A 16,099-nucleotide genomic window follows, 5' to 3' on the forward strand; every position below is an offset into this window, starting at 1 on the left:
TGAAAAAAATGGCAGGTTTAAAATTTCAGGCACAGAGAGCAGCATTCAGCGTGGCAGCAGATGCAGTTTTAAAGTATGTAAATAAGAATGACGACAGAACAAAAGCACTTCTGAAGGTTGTAGATCTGACGGAAAGTTTCGCAAAAGACCGGTTTAAACCGGAGTCATATGAAGCAGCAAGAAAAATGATCCAGGATCCTGAAAATAAGTGGATGCAGTATCTGAACCGTTTATTTGATGAGGTAAGCCCGAATGTATTAAAGACGACAGCGCTGAACCTTGGATTTGATGCAATGCTTTATGGAACCAAAGTGATGCATGAGGCAAGAGAAAAATATCAGTGTAATGTACCGTGGCTGATCCTGATGGATCCGACGAGTGCCTGTAATCTGAAATGCACCGGATGCTGGGCAGCAGAATACGGACATTTGCTGAATCTGTCTTTTGAAGATATGGATCGTGTGATCACGCAGGGGAAGGAGCTTGGTATTTATCTGTATATGCTTACCGGCGGAGAACCGCTTGTGAGAAAAAAAGATATTATCCGGTTATGTGAGAAGCACAATGACTGCGAATTCCATGCATTTACGAATGGAACGCTTGTAGATGAAGAATTTTGTAATGAGATGGAACGGGTAGGAAATCTGACTCTTTCCATCAGTCTGGAAGGATATGAGAAAGTTAATGATGGTCGTCGTGGAAAAGGTGTCTATGAAAAAGTCATGCATGCGATGGATCTTCTGAAAGCTCATGGACAGATCTTTGGAACATCGATCTGCTATACAAGAGCCAATATTGAGACGGTTACATCCGATGAATTTTTGGATATGATCATTGAAAAAGGATGCCGTTATGCATGGTATTTCCATTATATGCCGGTTGGAAATGATGCGGCAGTAGATCTGCTTCCGACAAAAGAGCAGAGAGAGTATATGTATCACCGAGTAAGAGAAATCCGTGGCTTTACCGGTGGAAAGCAGATTTTTGCATTTGATTTCCAGAACGACGGAGAATACGTTGGAGGATGTATTGCAGGAGGCAGAAATTACTTCCATATCAATGCAAATGGAGATGCAGAGCCATGTGTATTCATCCATTATTCCAGTGCCAATATTAAAGAAGTCAGTGTACTGGATGCATTACGCCAGCCGTTATTTATGGCTTACCATAATAACCAGCCATTTAATAAGAATCATCTCCGTCCATGCCCGATGCTTGAAAATCCTGAAAAATTACAGCAGATGGTACATGAGACCGGTGCAAAGTCAACCGATCTTCAGTCACCGGAGAGCGTAGAGCATCTTTGTGGAAAATGCGAACAGTACGCATCAATATGGAAAAAGAAAGCGGATGAACTGTGGGAAAAATCAGGAAAAGCAGAGAAAGAAGAAAAAAAAGCCTGAAATGAAGGCTGCAGAAAAAGAAAGCTGTAGAAGAAAAAACGGTAGATAAAAAATGGTGTGATCTGAAAAGTGGGATCACACCATTTTGCTGTTATCAGTTTGCTGAAAGAATTGATTTTACATGTTCGACTTCTTCACGAGTGGCTTTCTCTGCCGGAACGTAGTAACTTTTTTCACGGGCGATCTGATACAGCTTTTCCTGGGACATCTCGCACTGGGAGCGGATCTGCTTAAGACACTGCTTAAGTTCCTTATTTTCTGTCTGTGGGATCATATCCCCGAACATTTTTAATTCACCGTTGACACCGGTGAGGGCATCGGCAACCATTGTCTTTTCGTTCATGATCATTCCTCTTTTCTATTTCATTTTGGAGTTCCCTGTTGAAATTTTAGGGTTTTGGGCTGAAGCTGCTTATAAAAATTTCATCAGTTCCTGCTTATTTTTCATTGCGGAATCTGCCGCATCCTGAAATAATTTTTTGACTTCCGGGTCTTCCGTCTGAGAAGCGTAGTCTGTCATTTTTGAATAAGTTGTTGCATATCCGCCAATCAGATGGCGGAGATTCTGCAGATCGAGAATGGATATCTCTCCCATGGTTTACTTCCTCCTTGTCAGTCAGTTTTAATTGCGAAGCATACGATCAAAAGATCCGGTGGATCTTTTTCGGTACGGGAATAGTATGGTTTATTTTGCAGAAATTATTCACCGGAAACAGAACAATGTTCTACAAAATTTTTAAAAAGTGTCCGCATTTCAGGAGAAGTGCGGAACATACATTCAGGATGCCATTGGACACCGACACCAAAAGGATAATCTTTCAGTTCGATCGCTTCAATCGTTTCGTCACAGGCACGGGCAGTGACTATGATGCCTTTTCCGGTGAGATTGACAGCCTGATGGTGGAAACTGTTGACATAGAGAGAAGTTCCGAGACATTTCCGTAAATGTCCTGTCCTGCCGATACGGATTTTATGACTGATATCACTGCGAACATCGGTTTGTTGCATATGATCCAGTGTCTTTCCGGGAATCAGAGAAAAATCCTGCCAGATCGTCCCACCACAGGCAACGTTCAGAAGCTGCATTCCCCTGCAGATGGCGAAGACAGGTTTACGGGAAGAAAGAATCTGTCTCATCAGATGCAGTTGAAAAATATCGGTAGAGATGCTTGTACGTCCGTTCCCGGGAAGAGGGGATTCACCAAAAAGGAGCGGTGTGATATCGCCGCCTCCGCAAAAGAGAAATCCATCACAGAGGGAAACATACTGATTCAGCAGATCTTCTGAGCGTACCAGAGGCAGAAGAAGGGGAAGTCCATGAGAATACCGGACAGACTGGATATAAGGATTGGAGACAAACTGATGATTTCCCTCCAGTCCGCAGATGACGATTCCGATTTTTGGCTGCATAAAGATCCTCCTGTTCTGATGACTGCCGGTGTCCGGCAAAAATTCTGTTATGAAACTGTGGATTATGATGTATGATAGAGTATGAAAGAAATGAAAAAAATATACATAGGACTGAGGTGAGTGTCATGAAATGGATGGATATGCATTGTGATACAGTAAGTGAATTATTTAGAAAGAGAAGTGAAGGAACGCTTTGGAAAAATAAATTGTGTGTGGATATCGAGAGATTGAAGAAAAGTGATTCTGTTGCACAATTTTTCGCATGCTATGTAAATGCAGCGGAATATCCGGGATGGGAAGAAGCTTTTGATGCAGCAGAAAAACTGATCCAGTCGGTGCATGAAGAGGAAGCGAAAGAATTTTGTGTTGCAGGATCAGGGGCAGAACTGGAAGCAGCGGAGCAGGCAAAGAAGTATGCAGGGATACTTACGGTAGAAGAAGGTGGTGTGCTGAACGGAAAAGCAGAACGGGTGGAACAGCTTTATGAACAGGGCGTCAGATTACTCACCCTGACCTGGAATTATGAGAACTGTATCGGCAGTCCCAACAGCAGAGATACAGAGGTCATGCAGCGGGGGCTGAAGCCATTTGGAATCGAAGTGGTCAGACGAATGAACGAACTTGGGATGCTGGTGGACGTATCCCATCTGTCGGACGGAGGATTCTGGGACTGCATCCGGTACAGTACTGATCCTATTGTAGCGTCTCACTCAAATTGCAGGGAACTTTGCAGACATCCGAGAAATCTGACGGATGAGATGCTCCGTGCAGTGGGCGAAAAAGGCGGTGTTGTGGGATTGAATTTTTATTCTGCTTTCCTGACTGAAAAGAAAGAGAGGGCAGGACTGGAAATGCTGGCAGAACATGCAAAGCGGATGATCCGGATGGCAGGAGAAGATGCAGTGGCACTGGGAACGGATTTTGATGGATTTGAAAGAAAAGATCTGCCGGAAAAGCTGGAAGGAGCAGAGAGGATAGAACTGGTATGGGATGCATTTCAGAAAGCGGGGATCACGTCACGGCAGACAGAAAAGATCGCTTATGGGAATCTTTTCCGTGTGATAGAGGCAGGATGTGGAAAAACATCAGTATCCTGAAAAAAGTGCGGAAAAATGCAGGGAAAAAGAAGATACAGTGAGAGGAAAAGTCCTTTGGTAATGATAAAAAAGTAGTCAGGTAAGCAAGGATATGGTAAAATAAAAAAAGTGATTTGATAGTGCAGTTTTCATATTCTGTGCAAGAGGATCAGAAGAGAGAAGAGGAGGAAATTGTAACATGGAGAACAAAAGAATTATTCAGGTTGATGAGAAAGTTCCATTTAAGATGCTTGTTCCATTGAGTATTCAGCATATGTTTGCGATGTTCGGTGCTTCAGTACTTGTGCCATTTGTATTTGGAATCAATCCGGCAGTTGTATTATTCATGAACGGTCTTGGGACTTTATTATTCATCCTGATCACGAAGGGGAGAGCACCGGCATATCTTGGTTCGAGTTTCGCGTTTCTTGCACCGGCTGGAATTGTTATCTCAAAATGGGGATACAGTTATGCACTGGGAGGCTTTGTTGCAGTCGGATTCTGCGGATGTGTTTTATCTCTGATTATTTATAAGTTTGGATCGGACTGGATCGATGTGGTACTTCCACCGGCAGCCATGGGACCGGTAGTAGCACTGATCGGTCTGGAACTTGCAGGAACAGCAGCATCAAATGCAGGACTGAAAGATGAAGTGATCGACAGTAAGAATGTGATTGTGTTTTTAGTAACGTTACTGACGGCAGTACTTGGATCGGTTGTATTCCGCAAGTTCCTTGCCGTGATCCCGATCCTGATTGCGATCATTGCAGGATATGTTGCTGCGTTGCTCTGCGGAATCGTAGATTTCTCAGAAGTTGCTGCAGCACCGCTTTTTTCACTCCCGAATTTTTCAACACCAAAGTTCAAATGGGAGGCGATCGTGATCATTCTTCCGGTACTTCTGGTCATTGCATCGGAGCATATCGGACATCAGATCGTAACAAGTAAGATCGTCGGAAGAGATCTTTTAAAAGATCCGGGACTGCACAGATCTTTATTCGCAGATAACTTTTCGACTATGATCTCCGGCCTGATCGGTTCTGTACCGACAACGACTTACGGAGAGAATATCGGAGTTATGGCAATGACAAAGGTTTACAGTGTCTATGTGATCGGAGGAGCAGCGGTGCTGTCCATTATCTGTTCCTTTATCGGAAAGATGACAACTCTGATTAATACCATTCCAGGTCCGGTGATCGGAGGAATCTCCTTCCTGCTGTATGGTATGATCGGTACATCGGGTATCCGTATTCTTGTTGAATCTCAGGTGGATTATGGTAAGTCAAGAAATATGGCAATGACATCCGTTATTTTTGTAGTAGGATTGTCAGGCATTACGGTACAGTTTGGAAGTATCCAGTTATCAGGAATGGTACTGGCATGTGTGATCGGCATGTTGATGGGACTGATGTTCTATGTACTGGATAAGCTGAAACTGACGAATGACAGAGAAAGTGAATAGATAGAAATTCTATGAAAACTGCTACAGAGCAGTGATACAGACGAAAAAAGGGAACATTTCTTTATGGATCGGTATAGGCAGCACACCATACCAAGATTCATAAGAGATGTTCCTTTTTATTGACTTGACAGGAAAGATTTTGCAGGTTATATTTAAATCGTAAGTAGTAAGTGGTAAGTGGTAAGTGGTAAGTAATAAGTAGTAAGCGGCGAGTAGCAAGTAGTAATGGTAGATGATTGAAGTCAAGAGAATGATCATTTACGGAGAAAATAATTGAAATTGAGAAGGAGGACCGGGGATGAGAGAGTTAAACTTATCAGAGCAATATGCACTTATAGCATTGGAAGGGCAGGAAAGCCTTCACAGATCCGTGGCAAAAAGTGCGGTGCTTCGTGCGGTCACGGCAGCGGAAGTGCTGATGCCGGTTTTGGAAAAAGAAGGATGTTCTTTATCTGAATTTGCTGAAGAAGCGGAGAAAGCGGTACAGGCAGCTAAGAATATGAATAAAAAGAAAGAGCGTCAGATTGAGCAGAAAGTGAAAGAATCTTTGGAAAAGGAAGGTCTGTTGTGCGAGATCCCGGATCTTCTTGGGTGCGATCTGAATTATTATTCATCAGGGATTGAACTGAAATCATATCGGAGTGAAGAACAGACTTATTTCAGGATCAGGGAATGTCTGCGGGCAGAAATCCTGGATGACGGAGAAATTACGATGGAGTGTCTGAGTCTCCTGTGGCTCCTGCGTGAAAGCGGCTGTATCCATGATCTGTTTTCAGCAACGGAACAGGAAAGGGTACTTGAACGGGTGAATGGAATGGCTGCGGAGAACGAATATTGCAGAATCTTGTGGGAAAAAGAATTTCACAGTATTTTTGAGAGCTTTACAGGGCGTTTCCTGCGGGCAAAAAGTAAACTGTTTGAAAATCCTTATTTAGAGGGAGTCAGTCTGGCATTCCCATATCTGGAGAGAAGAAAAGCAATCTTTATTGACTGTGTGGTATTTGGGACGAATGTAGAAGAACGGAGAAGTGCTGCAGTTGATTTTTTGAGAAAGATGGGACATAATGTTGAGGAAGTCAGATCAGGCAGCGAGACGCTCCTGAAAATAGACGGTATGTATTATCGTATTTTTCCGGCAACAAGAAGATCCTATAAAGTGCCGATCCAGGGCGTAAATCTTGTTCCGGTATACTGGTAGAGAAGAAAAGGTGAGAAAATGTCCAGACAGAGAAGCATGGAAGTGATAGAACAGTCAGAGTATGTAACAATCGGGGAGCTTGTCAGGCTGACCGGTGTGAGATACAGTACACTGAAGTTTTATACGGAAGAAGGGATGCTGCCATTTGAGCAGGCAGAGGAAAATCTGACCCGGCGTTACAGACGGGAAGAAAGTATAGAGATGATCTATAAGATTCGGAAAATGCGAGAAGAAAAAATGACGATCCCGGAGATAAAAGGAAAAATAAAAGGATAAAACTCTTTGAAGAAAAGCCAGGACAGATCGTGAGAAGGATGAAAAGTAAAAAAAAGTCGGGGGCTTTTGCCCCCGACATAATCGTAAGATTTATCGGAAAGAATTATTTCTTCTGAGTCTCAACTTCCTGCATCTTCATTGCACGAACCTTCAGTGGCAGTCCGAACAGATTGATAAATCCGTCAGCATCATGATGGTCATACAGATCACCTGTAGTGAAGCTTGCAAGAGATTCACTGTACAGAGAATAAGGAGATGTCTCGCCGGCACGGATGATATTTCCCTTGTAAAGTCTGAATTTGACTTCACCGGTCACATACTGCTGCGTTACATCGACAAATGCCTGGATGGCTTCACGCAATGGTGTATACCATTTTCCCTCATATACGATCTGTGCGAATTTATTTCCAAGGTCTTTTTTAACTTCATATGTAGCACGGTCAAGGACAAGCTCTTCAAGCTGTTCGTGAGCAGCCATCAGGATCGTTCCGCCAGGAGTTTCATAGACACCACGGGATTTCATTCCAACGACACGGTTCTCAACGATATCAACAATACCGATTCCATGCTTTCCGCCAAGTTCGTTCAGCTCTCTGATGATATCAGAAACTTTCATTTCTTTTCCGTTGACGCTCTTCGGAACACCGGCTTCAAAAGTCATTGTAACGTATTCATCTTTGTCAGGAGCTTTCTCAGGAGTCGTGCTTAATACGAGCAGGTCATCATAATTTGGCTCGTTGGCAGGATTTTCAAGCTCCAGCCCCTCATGGCTGATATGCCATAAGTTACGGTCACGGCTGTAGCTGTGCTTTACGTCAAATGGAAGATCAATGCCGTGCTGCCTGCAGTATTCAATCTCGTCTTCACGGGACTGCATTGTCCATACATCTGTCATACGCCATGGAGCGATGATCTTAATATCAGGAGCAAGTGCCTTAATTCCAAGCTCGAAACGAATCTGGTCATTTCCTTTTCCTGTAGCACCATGGCAGATGGCTACCGCACCCTCTTTTCGTGCGATCTCAACCAGTTTCTTTGCAATCGCCGGACGGGCCATGGATGTTCCGAGAAGATATTTGTTCTCATAAACTGCACCTGCTTTTACGCAAGGTACAATGAAGTCATCACAGAACTCATCAACGATATTTTCAATATATAATTTAGAAGCTCCGGAAAGCTTTGCTCTTTCATCCAGTCCGTCAAGCTCTTCTCCCTGTCCGCAGTCGATGCAGCAGCAGACAACATCATAATTAAATGTCTCTTTCAGCCAGGGAATGATCGCTGTGGTATCAAGACCACCGGAATATGCCAATACAACTTTTTCTTTACTCATTTTTCATGCCTCCTGAATGTAATTTATACCTCTTTGGTTCTGGGTAAGATACCGAGAGGGGATCCTGCGAAAACCGCAGTCCTGTCAATCTCCGCTTCGATAAGCTACAGAATACTATACACTAGATTTTATAATTATGCAAGAGAAAATTTATAAAATCAATTAATATACATAAAATATGCAAATATATGCATAAAAATACAAAAATATTCCTGCATATGCATAAAATTCAGAATGACAGATGCAGGAATGAGTGACGATCCGGTGATTTAACGTACCAAAGAAGAAGCCATTCTGCGGTAAGTATGGCGTTTCCCGCGGATCGCAACGCTGTAGGCAGTGATATTTTCAGGAAGAGCCATTCCCATATATCCGCTGTCTCCGATATGATGGATGTCTGCCCCTGCCATCTTGCACATCAGAGCAATCTGACGGATCGTTGCCTCATCCGCCCCTTCCTGGGAAGTACCGATCGTAGTCATGGCGAGAGCTTCTTTTGCATGGGCCTGACGGATCAGGGTACGTGCATACTCCAAAGTGATGCCCGGAACAGTTCCGGGAGCCGGAAGCAGGATCACATCAGCTCCGGCTTCAATAAACTGATCCACATCTTCCGGTGTGAGAATGTTTTCACCTGCTTCAGAAGCAATACCGGAAGCGTGCATTTTTCCGGCAGTCAGGATGACCCGGTCACCAACTGCTTCTTTCAACTGGGTAAGTGCGTGAATGATGGCCTGATTTTCTACCCCGATTCCCGGATTTCCGGTCAGAATGATCATATCAACCCCCATGTCAGCCGCCTTTTTTGCATTTTCCACCGTGGCACAGCGTCCTGAAGTAAGATCCCAGACAGATTCTTCTTCCTGACTGGATTTTGGCACATACGCAACAGGCTCCAGATTGATGGCAACCATTTTCCCGGTCAGTCTTTTGATTTCCCGGATCGTATCCTCCGGGGCAACATCAGGAAGTCCCTGGATTATTGGGTGATTCACATCAAAGATATTGAGCATGATCAAATCGGATCCCAGCGAAGCAACAAATTCTGCATTCGTGATATTTACAAGCATGGGTGTAACCGTTCCAATCGTTTCAGTGGCAAGTACGCGGCCCTCACTCTCGGCGATCGCCCTGAGCAGATCCTCTTTTGTATAAGCTGCCAGTTCACGGGCAGTACAGTCTATCAGTCTTTTTTTCATTTTACAGATCCTTCTTTCTTTTTAAAATATTGGGTATCTGAGTATCAGTATATAACAGATGAATGCAGAATGGGAAAAATAATAAAATTACCCGGGAAAAATACAAGGTCGTTGCAAAAAAAATCTGAATCCGATAAGATGATGTCGGGGGCTTTTGAACCCGACATCATCTTATTATAGAAGAGCAAAAAAGAGGTCAGGAAAATGAAGGAAAAAATAAAATGCACGATCCGGTACAGCATTCTGGCACTGGTCACCGGAGTGGCAGTCGGTGCCATTGATACAATCTTCGGAAGAGGACTTTTATGGCTGTCAGATTTCAGGACAGCTCATTACAGATATCTGCTGCCATTTCTTCCGGTTGCAGGACTGCTGATCGTGTGGATGTATCACCGGTTCAGTGAAGAAAGTCTGAAAGGAATGACGCTGGTACTGGAAACCGGACAGAAAAAAAGAAAATCGATCCCACTGGCACTTGTTCCACTGGTAATCGTTGGAACATGGCTGACGCATCTGTTTGGAGGAAGTGCGGGAAGAGAAGGAGTGGCAGTACAGATCGGTGCTGTGATATCCCACGAGGCAGGAAAAAAATTTCGCTGCCCGGAAAATGACAGGATTATGCTGGTTGCCGGAATGGCAGCAGGTTTCGGAGGACTTTTTCAGACCCCGCTGGCAGCAGTCTTTTTTGCAATGGAGGTGATCGCTTCAGGATATATGCAGTATGAAGCATTACTGCCGGCAATGATCAGTGCTTACACAGCCGCTTTTACCTCTCATATACTGGGACTGGAAAAGTTTACAGCAGTGATCGGTGAGAAGCTGGATCTGTCAGAGACAAAGGTGATCCTGAGTCTGATCGTTCTTGGAATTTTGTTCGGGCTGGTCGGAAGACTTTTTTCAGGAACACTGCAATGGATGAAAAAACGGATGGGCAATGCCATAAAAAATCCATACATAAGGATCGGAGCAGTGGCAGTATTTCTTGCAGTTCTTTTGTTCCTTTTTCACGGAGGCAGATACAGTGGACTGGGAACGAACCTTATTTCAGCGGCCTTTGAAAATGGAACGATCTATGGGTATGACTGGATATTGAAGCTGGGATTTACGGTTCTGACACTGGCAATCGGCTTTCAGGGCGGAGAAGTGACACCGCTTTTCTCTATCGGGGCATCATTGGGAATCCTTGCAGGAAATCTGCTCGGTATTTCCCCTGTGGTCTGTGCAGCACTTGGCTATGCGGCTGTATTTGGCAGTGCGACCAATACACTGCTCGCTCCGGTTATGATCGGACTGGAAGTATTTGGAACAGAAAATGCAATTCCGCTGGTAGTTGTATGTATCCTTGCGTATCTTATGAATGGAGGAAGTTCTATCTATACTGCACAGCAGCGGGCAGTCCTGAAGCTGGATGGAGAGAAAGAAGCGGTCAGTGAAAGAGGGGCAACGGAAAAGCAGAAAAATAAAGCAATGAGACAGTGAAGGAGCTAAGAAGAGCAGGGGATGGAAAAGAAAGAAATAAAAATCTTCCGGGCGGGCAGAGAATCGCTGGAAGAAGCGGTCCGACTGGTACAGAGTACGGAAGAAAAGATGAAAGAAAAAAGCTGGTTTGTGGCAGAAAGCCTGGAAGAATTTGACCGGTGGATGAGGAAAGATCAGGGATGGCTGTATGTGGCAAAGGATTGCAGCAGCGGACAACTGGCTGGAATGTTTTTTGTTGTCCTGCCGGGGATGGAAGAAGAAAATCTGGGGTACGATATCGGTATGCAGGGCAGGCAGTTGTATGAGTGTGCCATTATGGATACGGTTGTGGTACTTCCTGAATACAGAGGAATGCATTTACAATATGAAATGATGCAGACTGCGGAGCGAAAGCTTCACAAAGAGGGTTATCGTTATCTTCTCTGTACGGTTCATCCGGAAAATAAATTCAGCAGGGAGAATGTGAAAAGACAGGGATACAAAAAAATACTGACAAAAGAAAAATATGGTGGATTTTTGCGGGATATCTGGATGAAAGAACTGTAAAATATCTGAAATTGAGATTGGTTGCAGAAAGGCAACTTCCGTTGCAAAATGGCAACAAAGATTGCGATTGACTAACCCTGCGGATCTTTTCTAAAATGAAAAAAAGGAGGGATTGTTATGCAGGCGTTATCAGATGCAAAAGCAGGGGAGAACTATACGATCAAGTGGATGTTCGGACTTCCGGAAGTTTTGGAGTTCCTGCACAGTCATCATGTAGAAGAAGGATGTGATGTGCAGGTAATCCAGAAGATGACAGACGGAGTGATCATTGCAGTACAGGATACGAGATTTGTACTGGGAAATGAGATTGCAGACCGGATCCAGGTATGATAAAATAGGTTTCAATCAGAAACTGAAAGGAGACGGAATGATGGAAAGTTATATGCAGATGCTGGCAAAGCGTTCCAAAGATGCATCAAGAAGTGCTGCGAAGCTTGGCACAGCGGATAAGAACCGGGGACTGCTTGCAGTAGCAGATGAGCTGGTAGCAGAGCAGCAACTGATCCTGGATGCGAATGCAAAGGATATTGAAGCAGCGAAGAAAAAGGGCGTGAAGCAGTCGCTGATCGACCGACTGGAGCTTTCAGAACGGCGGATCGCAGATATGGCGGAAGGTCTCAGGCAGATCGCAGCACTGGATGATCCGGTGGGAGAGGTTCTCTCGATGAAGACGAGACCGAACGGTCTCAGGATCGGACAGAAAAGAGTGCCGCTGGGAGTGGTCGGGATCATTTATGAGTCCAGACCGAATGTGACGGCTGATGCATTTGGACTTTGCTTCAAGACCGGAAATTCAGTGATCCTCAGAGGCGGCAGTGATGCAATCTATTCCAATCAGGCGATCGTCCATGCAGTGAAGGACGGTCTCAGAAAAGAAAAGCTCAACCAGGATCTGATCATTCTGGTTGAGGATACGGACAGGAAAGTTGTCAATGAGATGATGAAGATGCATGGCTGGATTGATGTTCTGATCCCAAGAGGCGGGGCAGGGCTGATCGCAAACGTAGTTGCGAACAGCACCGTGCCGGTCATTGAGACGGGAACCGGAAACTGCCATATTTATGTAGATGAATCTGCGGATATCAGGATGGCAGCCGAGATCATCGAGAATGCCAAGACGCAGAGAATGGGTGTGTGCAATGCCTGTGAGTCACTGGTGATCCATTCCGGTATTCTTTCAAAGGCAATGCCGGAGATCGTGAAGAAGCTGAAAGCACATAATGTAGAGATACGTGGAGACGAGAGAGCCTGTACAGTGAGCAAAGAGATCATTCCGGCTTCAGAAGAAGACTGGGGAACAGAGTACCTGGATGCAGTGATCTCAGTTAAGACAGTGGATTCGCTCCGGGAGGCGATCGATCATATCAACCGTTATAATACAGGACATTCAGAATCGATCATTACCAAAGATTATGCAAATGCATTGCAGTTTCAGGATGAGATCGATGCGGCAGCAGTTTATGTGAATGCGTCCACAAGATTTACGGATGGCTTTGAATTTGGATTCGGGGCAGAGATCGGAATCAGTACGCAGAAACTTCATGCAAGAGGTCCGATGGGACTGAATGCACTGACAACAACCAAATATATTATTTTTGGGAATGGACAGATAAGAAAATAGCAGAAAAAATATAAGGGTGAGACAGGAAAAGGCAGACACATTAAAGTGGTGTGCCAGAAGCCTGTCCACCCTTATTTTGAAATACTACTTGCATAATATGCATAAAAGATGTATTATTATGCAAGTAAACCGCATGATATGCCAGATGAAAGCAGAGAATGGACTGAAAAGGAGAGGCAAATTTTTAGAGACAGTTTTTTTAATGGAAATACTTTACTTCCTATAAAAGGTGGTATATCATAAAATGATATGGCATATGGCAGTACGTTACCATAGCATAGTAAAAATGAAAGGACTTGAGAAGAATTATGATTAAAGTCGGAATTATCGGAGCGACCGGATATGCAGGCGGGGAGCTTGTTCGTATATTAATGGGACATAAAGATGCAGAAATTAAATGGTATGGTTCCAGAAGCTATGTAGACCAGAAGTATGCAGATGTATACAGGAATATGTTCCAGATCGTGGATGCAAAGTGCATGGATGACAATATGGAAGAGCTGGCAGATCAGGTAGATGTGATCTTTACGGCAACGCCGCAGGGACTTTGTGCATCGCTGGTCAACGAGGAGATCCTGTCCAAGACGAAGATCATTGATCTGAGTGCAGACTTCCGCCTGAAAGATGTCAATGTATATGAAGAGTGGTATAAGATCGAACATAAAGCACCGCAGTATATTGATGAGGCAGTTTACGGACTTTGTGAGATCAACAGGGATCTGGTAAAATCCGCAAGGATTGTTGCAAATCCGGGATGTTATACAACCTGCTCGATCCTGACAGCTTATCCGCTTGCAAAAGAAGGTCTGATTGATATGAGTACTTTGATCATAGATGCGAAGTCCGGAACTTCAGGAGCAGGAAGAGGTGCAAAGCTTCCGAATCTCTATTGTGAAGTGAATGAGAATATCAAAGCGTACGGTGTTGCAACGCACCGGCATACACCGGAAATCGAGGAACAGCTTGGCTATGCATCCGGTGAGAAAGTGGTCTTGAACTTTACACCACATCTTGTGCCGATGAACAGAGGAATCCTTGCGACAGAGTATGCAACACTGAAAAAGAAAGTTACATATGAAGAAGTAAAGGCAGTTTATGATCAGTACTATGCAAAAGAAAAATTTGTCAGAGTGCTGGATCGGGATGTATGCCCGGAGACGAAATGGGTAGAGGGCAGCAACTATGTAGATATCGGATTTAAGATCGATCCGAGAACGAACCGCATCATTATGATGGGGGCGATCGACAATCTGGTGAAAGGTGCGGCAGGACAGGCAGTACAGAATATGAATCTTCTGTTCGGTCTTCCGGAGGATGAAGGACTGGAATTAGTTCCGATGTTCCCGTAAAGCGATAAAGGTGGTATATAGATGATACGTGTAATGACGATTGATGATTATGACGGAGTGTATGCACTGTGGAAAAAGATCAAAGGATTCGGAATCCGCAGTATTGATGATTCAAGAGAAGGTGTAGAGCGTTTCCTGAAGAGAAATCCGACGACCAGTGTGGTTGCCGTTGAAGATGGAAAGGTGGTTGGAAGTATCCTGTGCGGACATGATGGAAGAAGAGGCTGTCTGTATCATGTCTGTGTGGATGAGGCATACCGGAGACATGGGATCGGAAAAGACATGGTCGTATATGCCATGAAAGCATTGCAGGACGAGAAGATCAATAAAGTATCCCTGATCGCATTTACCCAGAATGATATAGGAAATGCGTTTTGGAATACGATCGGATGGACAGAGCGTTTGGATCTGAATTATTATGATTTTACATTGAATGAGGCAAATATAACTGCATTTAATGAGCAGTGAGAAAAGTCTGTCGGTCAGGTGGCAGTGAGGAGAAAGGAAGCGGATACGATGGAGATAATCAAAGGCGGAGTGACGGCTGCAAAAGGATTTGAGGCAGCGGCAGTGGCAGCACAGATCAAATATCAGGGACGTACGGACATGGCACTGATCTACAGTGAAAAGCCATGCAAGGTTGCGGGAACATTTACGACGAATGTAGTGAAAGCTGCACCGGTCAGATGGGACAGGCAGATCGTGGAGAATAAGCAGAAATCACAGGCAGTGATCATTAACTCAGGGATTGCCAATGCATGTACCGGTGTAGAGGGAATGATGTACTGCCAGGAGACAGCAAAAGAGGCGGCAAAGGTACTCGGAATCGAAGAAGCGGGCGTGCTGGTCGGATCTACCGGTGTGATCGGAATGCAGCTTCCGATCGACAGGATCAAAGCAGGTATCTCAGAGCTTGCAAAAGTGAAAAAGGCTGGCATTGAGAGCGGAACAGAAGCAGCAAAAGCGATCATGACGACGGATACAAAGAAGAAAGAGGTTGCTGTGCAGTTCCAGATCGGAGATAAGACGGTAACGATCGGCGGAATGGCAAAGGGATCAGGAATGATCCATCCGAATATGTGTACCATGCTTGCATTTATTACAACGGATGCAGTTATTTCAAGAAAAGCTCTGCAGAAAGCCATGAGCAATGATGTGGAAGAAACTTATAATATGATCTCGGTAGACGGAGATACATCCACGAATGATACGGCTCTTCTGCTGGCAAACGGAATGGCAGGAAATAAGAAGATCAAAAAAGGAACACCGGAATTTGAGGTATTCCAGGAGGCTCTTCATTATGTCAATGAGACACTGGCAAAGATGATGGCAGGAGACGGAGAAGGTGCTACGGCATTATTTGAAGTAAAAGTGGTCGGTGCGAAGACGAAAGAGCAGGCCAAGACTCTCGCAAAGTCGGTTGTCTGCTCCAATCTGACAAAAGCAGCGATCGCGGGACATGATGCCAACTGGGGAAGAATTTTATGTGCAATGGGATATTCGGGTGCAAAGTTCGATCCGGAAAAGGTAGATCTGTATTTCGAGAGTACAGCCGGAAAACTGCAGATCATCAAAGACGGAACAGCCGTGGACTACAGTGAGGAAAAAGCAACAGAGATCCTTTCACAGGAAAAGGTAACAGCAACGGCTGATCTGAAGGCAGGGGAAGCAGAAGCAACAGCCTGGGGATGTGACCTGACTCATGGATACATCGACATTAATGCAGATTACAGAAGTTAAGGAGAAT

Annotated in this window: 17 protein-coding genes; 12 read left to right on the forward strand and 5 right to left on the reverse strand. The window is 44.5% G+C overall.

Annotated features, from left to right (window positions below; genetic code table 11):
- Nucleotides 1–8: 8 nt before the first annotated feature.
- Nucleotides 9–1,403 carry a radical SAM/SPASM domain-containing protein gene (locus tag NQ541_RS03940; protein ID WP_044940422.1) on the forward strand — a complete coding sequence of 465 codons (1,395 nt, stop codon included), beginning with the start codon at nucleotides 9–11 and terminating at the stop codon, nucleotides 1,401–1,403.
- 94 nt (nucleotides 1,404–1,497) lie between these two features.
- Here NQ541_RS03940 and NQ541_RS03945 read toward each other — a convergent pair whose 3' ends face one another.
- The 3 genes from NQ541_RS03945 to NQ541_RS03955 all read right to left on the reverse strand — a co-directional run bounded on the left by NQ541_RS03945 (nucleotide 1,498) and on the right by NQ541_RS03955 (nucleotide 2,813).
- Nucleotides 1,498–1,746 carry a spore coat protein gene (locus tag NQ541_RS03945; protein WP_023922209.1) on the reverse strand — a complete coding sequence of 83 codons (249 nt, stop codon included), beginning with the start codon at nucleotides 1,744–1,746 and terminating at the stop codon, nucleotides 1,498–1,500.
- A gap of 69 nt (nucleotides 1,747–1,815) precedes the next feature.
- Nucleotides 1,816–1,998, reverse strand: coding sequence for a hypothetical protein (locus NQ541_RS03950; protein WP_005610239.1), 183 nt, complete (start codon nucleotides 1,996–1,998; stop codon nucleotides 1,816–1,818).
- A gap of 104 nt (nucleotides 1,999–2,102) precedes the next feature.
- On the reverse strand, nucleotides 2,103–2,813 hold the full coding sequence (locus tag NQ541_RS03955; protein WP_005610240.1) for a gamma-glutamyl-gamma-aminobutyrate hydrolase family protein: 711 nt from the start codon (nucleotides 2,811–2,813) through the stop codon (nucleotides 2,103–2,105).
- A 125-nt stretch (nucleotides 2,814–2,938) separates the two neighbouring features.
- Between NQ541_RS03955 and NQ541_RS03960 the strand changes: the two genes are divergently transcribed.
- From NQ541_RS03960 to NQ541_RS03975, 4 genes are all read left to right on the forward strand, one after another.
- Nucleotides 2,939–3,910 (forward strand): dipeptidase, encoded by a 972-nt coding sequence (locus tag NQ541_RS03960; RefSeq protein WP_023922211.1) that lies wholly within the window; start codon nucleotides 2,939–2,941, stop codon nucleotides 3,908–3,910.
- Nucleotides 3,911–4,088: 178 nt separating this feature from the next.
- Nucleotides 4,089–5,351 carry a uracil permease gene (uraA, locus tag NQ541_RS03965; protein ID WP_005610243.1) on the forward strand — a complete coding sequence of 421 codons (1,263 nt, stop codon included), beginning with the start codon at nucleotides 4,089–4,091 and terminating at the stop codon, nucleotides 5,349–5,351.
- 298 nt (nucleotides 5,352–5,649) lie between these two features.
- On the forward strand, nucleotides 5,650–6,549 hold the full coding sequence (locus NQ541_RS03970; RefSeq protein ID WP_005610244.1) for a hypothetical protein: 900 nt from the start codon (nucleotides 5,650–5,652) through the stop codon (nucleotides 6,547–6,549).
- 18 nt (nucleotides 6,550–6,567) lie between these two features.
- Nucleotides 6,568–6,825 (forward strand): helix-turn-helix domain-containing protein, encoded by a 258-nt coding sequence (locus NQ541_RS03975; RefSeq protein WP_023922215.1) that lies wholly within the window; start codon nucleotides 6,568–6,570, stop codon nucleotides 6,823–6,825.
- Nucleotides 6,826–6,928: 103 nt separating this feature from the next.
- Here the strand turns inward: NQ541_RS03975 and NQ541_RS03980 are convergent, their stop codons facing one another.
- Complete coding sequence (locus tag NQ541_RS03980; RefSeq protein ID WP_005610246.1) at nucleotides 6,929–8,158, reverse strand: argininosuccinate synthase; 1,230 nt, start codon at nucleotides 8,156–8,158, stop codon at nucleotides 6,929–6,931.
- Between the two features lie 269 nt (nucleotides 8,159–8,427).
- Entirely contained in the window at nucleotides 8,428–9,357 is a 930-nt protein-coding gene (locus NQ541_RS03985; protein ID WP_005610247.1) for a DUF7916 family protein, read from the reverse strand.
- A gap of 204 nt (nucleotides 9,358–9,561) precedes the next feature.
- On the opposite strand from NQ541_RS03985, the gene NQ541_RS03990 reads away from it, so the two are divergent.
- The 7 genes from NQ541_RS03990 to argJ all read left to right on the forward strand — a co-directional run bounded on the left by NQ541_RS03990 (nucleotide 9,562) and on the right by argJ (nucleotide 16,092).
- Nucleotides 9,562–10,836, forward strand: coding sequence for a chloride channel protein (locus NQ541_RS03990; protein WP_005610248.1), 1,275 nt, complete (start codon nucleotides 9,562–9,564; stop codon nucleotides 10,834–10,836).
- A gap of 21 nt (nucleotides 10,837–10,857) precedes the next feature.
- Complete coding sequence (locus NQ541_RS03995; RefSeq protein ID WP_005610249.1) at nucleotides 10,858–11,382, forward strand: GNAT family N-acetyltransferase; 525 nt, start codon at nucleotides 10,858–10,860, stop codon at nucleotides 11,380–11,382.
- Nucleotides 11,383–11,499: 117 nt separating this feature from the next.
- Nucleotides 11,500–11,712, forward strand: coding sequence for a FeoA family protein (locus NQ541_RS04000; protein ID WP_005610250.1), 213 nt, complete (start codon nucleotides 11,500–11,502; stop codon nucleotides 11,710–11,712).
- 40 nt (nucleotides 11,713–11,752) lie between these two features.
- The gene (locus NQ541_RS04005) at nucleotides 11,753–13,003 is read left to right on the forward strand and encodes a glutamate-5-semialdehyde dehydrogenase (RefSeq protein ID WP_044940418.1); all 1,251 of its coding nucleotides are present in this window, start codon (nucleotides 11,753–11,755) and stop codon (nucleotides 13,001–13,003) included.
- 308 nt (nucleotides 13,004–13,311) lie between these two features.
- Nucleotides 13,312–14,352 (forward strand): N-acetyl-gamma-glutamyl-phosphate reductase, encoded by a 1,041-nt coding sequence (argC, locus tag NQ541_RS04010; RefSeq protein WP_005610253.1) that lies wholly within the window; start codon nucleotides 13,312–13,314, stop codon nucleotides 14,350–14,352.
- A gap of 21 nt (nucleotides 14,353–14,373) precedes the next feature.
- Complete coding sequence (locus tag NQ541_RS04015; protein WP_005610254.1) at nucleotides 14,374–14,820, forward strand: GNAT family N-acetyltransferase; 447 nt, start codon at nucleotides 14,374–14,376, stop codon at nucleotides 14,818–14,820.
- A gap of 48 nt (nucleotides 14,821–14,868) precedes the next feature.
- Nucleotides 14,869–16,092 carry a bifunctional glutamate N-acetyltransferase/amino-acid acetyltransferase ArgJ gene (argJ, locus tag NQ541_RS04020; RefSeq protein ID WP_023922227.1) on the forward strand — a complete coding sequence of 408 codons (1,224 nt, stop codon included), beginning with the start codon at nucleotides 14,869–14,871 and terminating at the stop codon, nucleotides 16,090–16,092.
- The last annotated feature ends 7 nt before the right edge of the window (nucleotides 16,093–16,099 follow it).

Source organism: [Ruminococcus] lactaris ATCC 29176, assembly GCF_025152405.1.
GTDB lineage: Bacteria > Bacillota > Clostridia > Lachnospirales > Lachnospiraceae > Mediterraneibacter > Mediterraneibacter lactaris.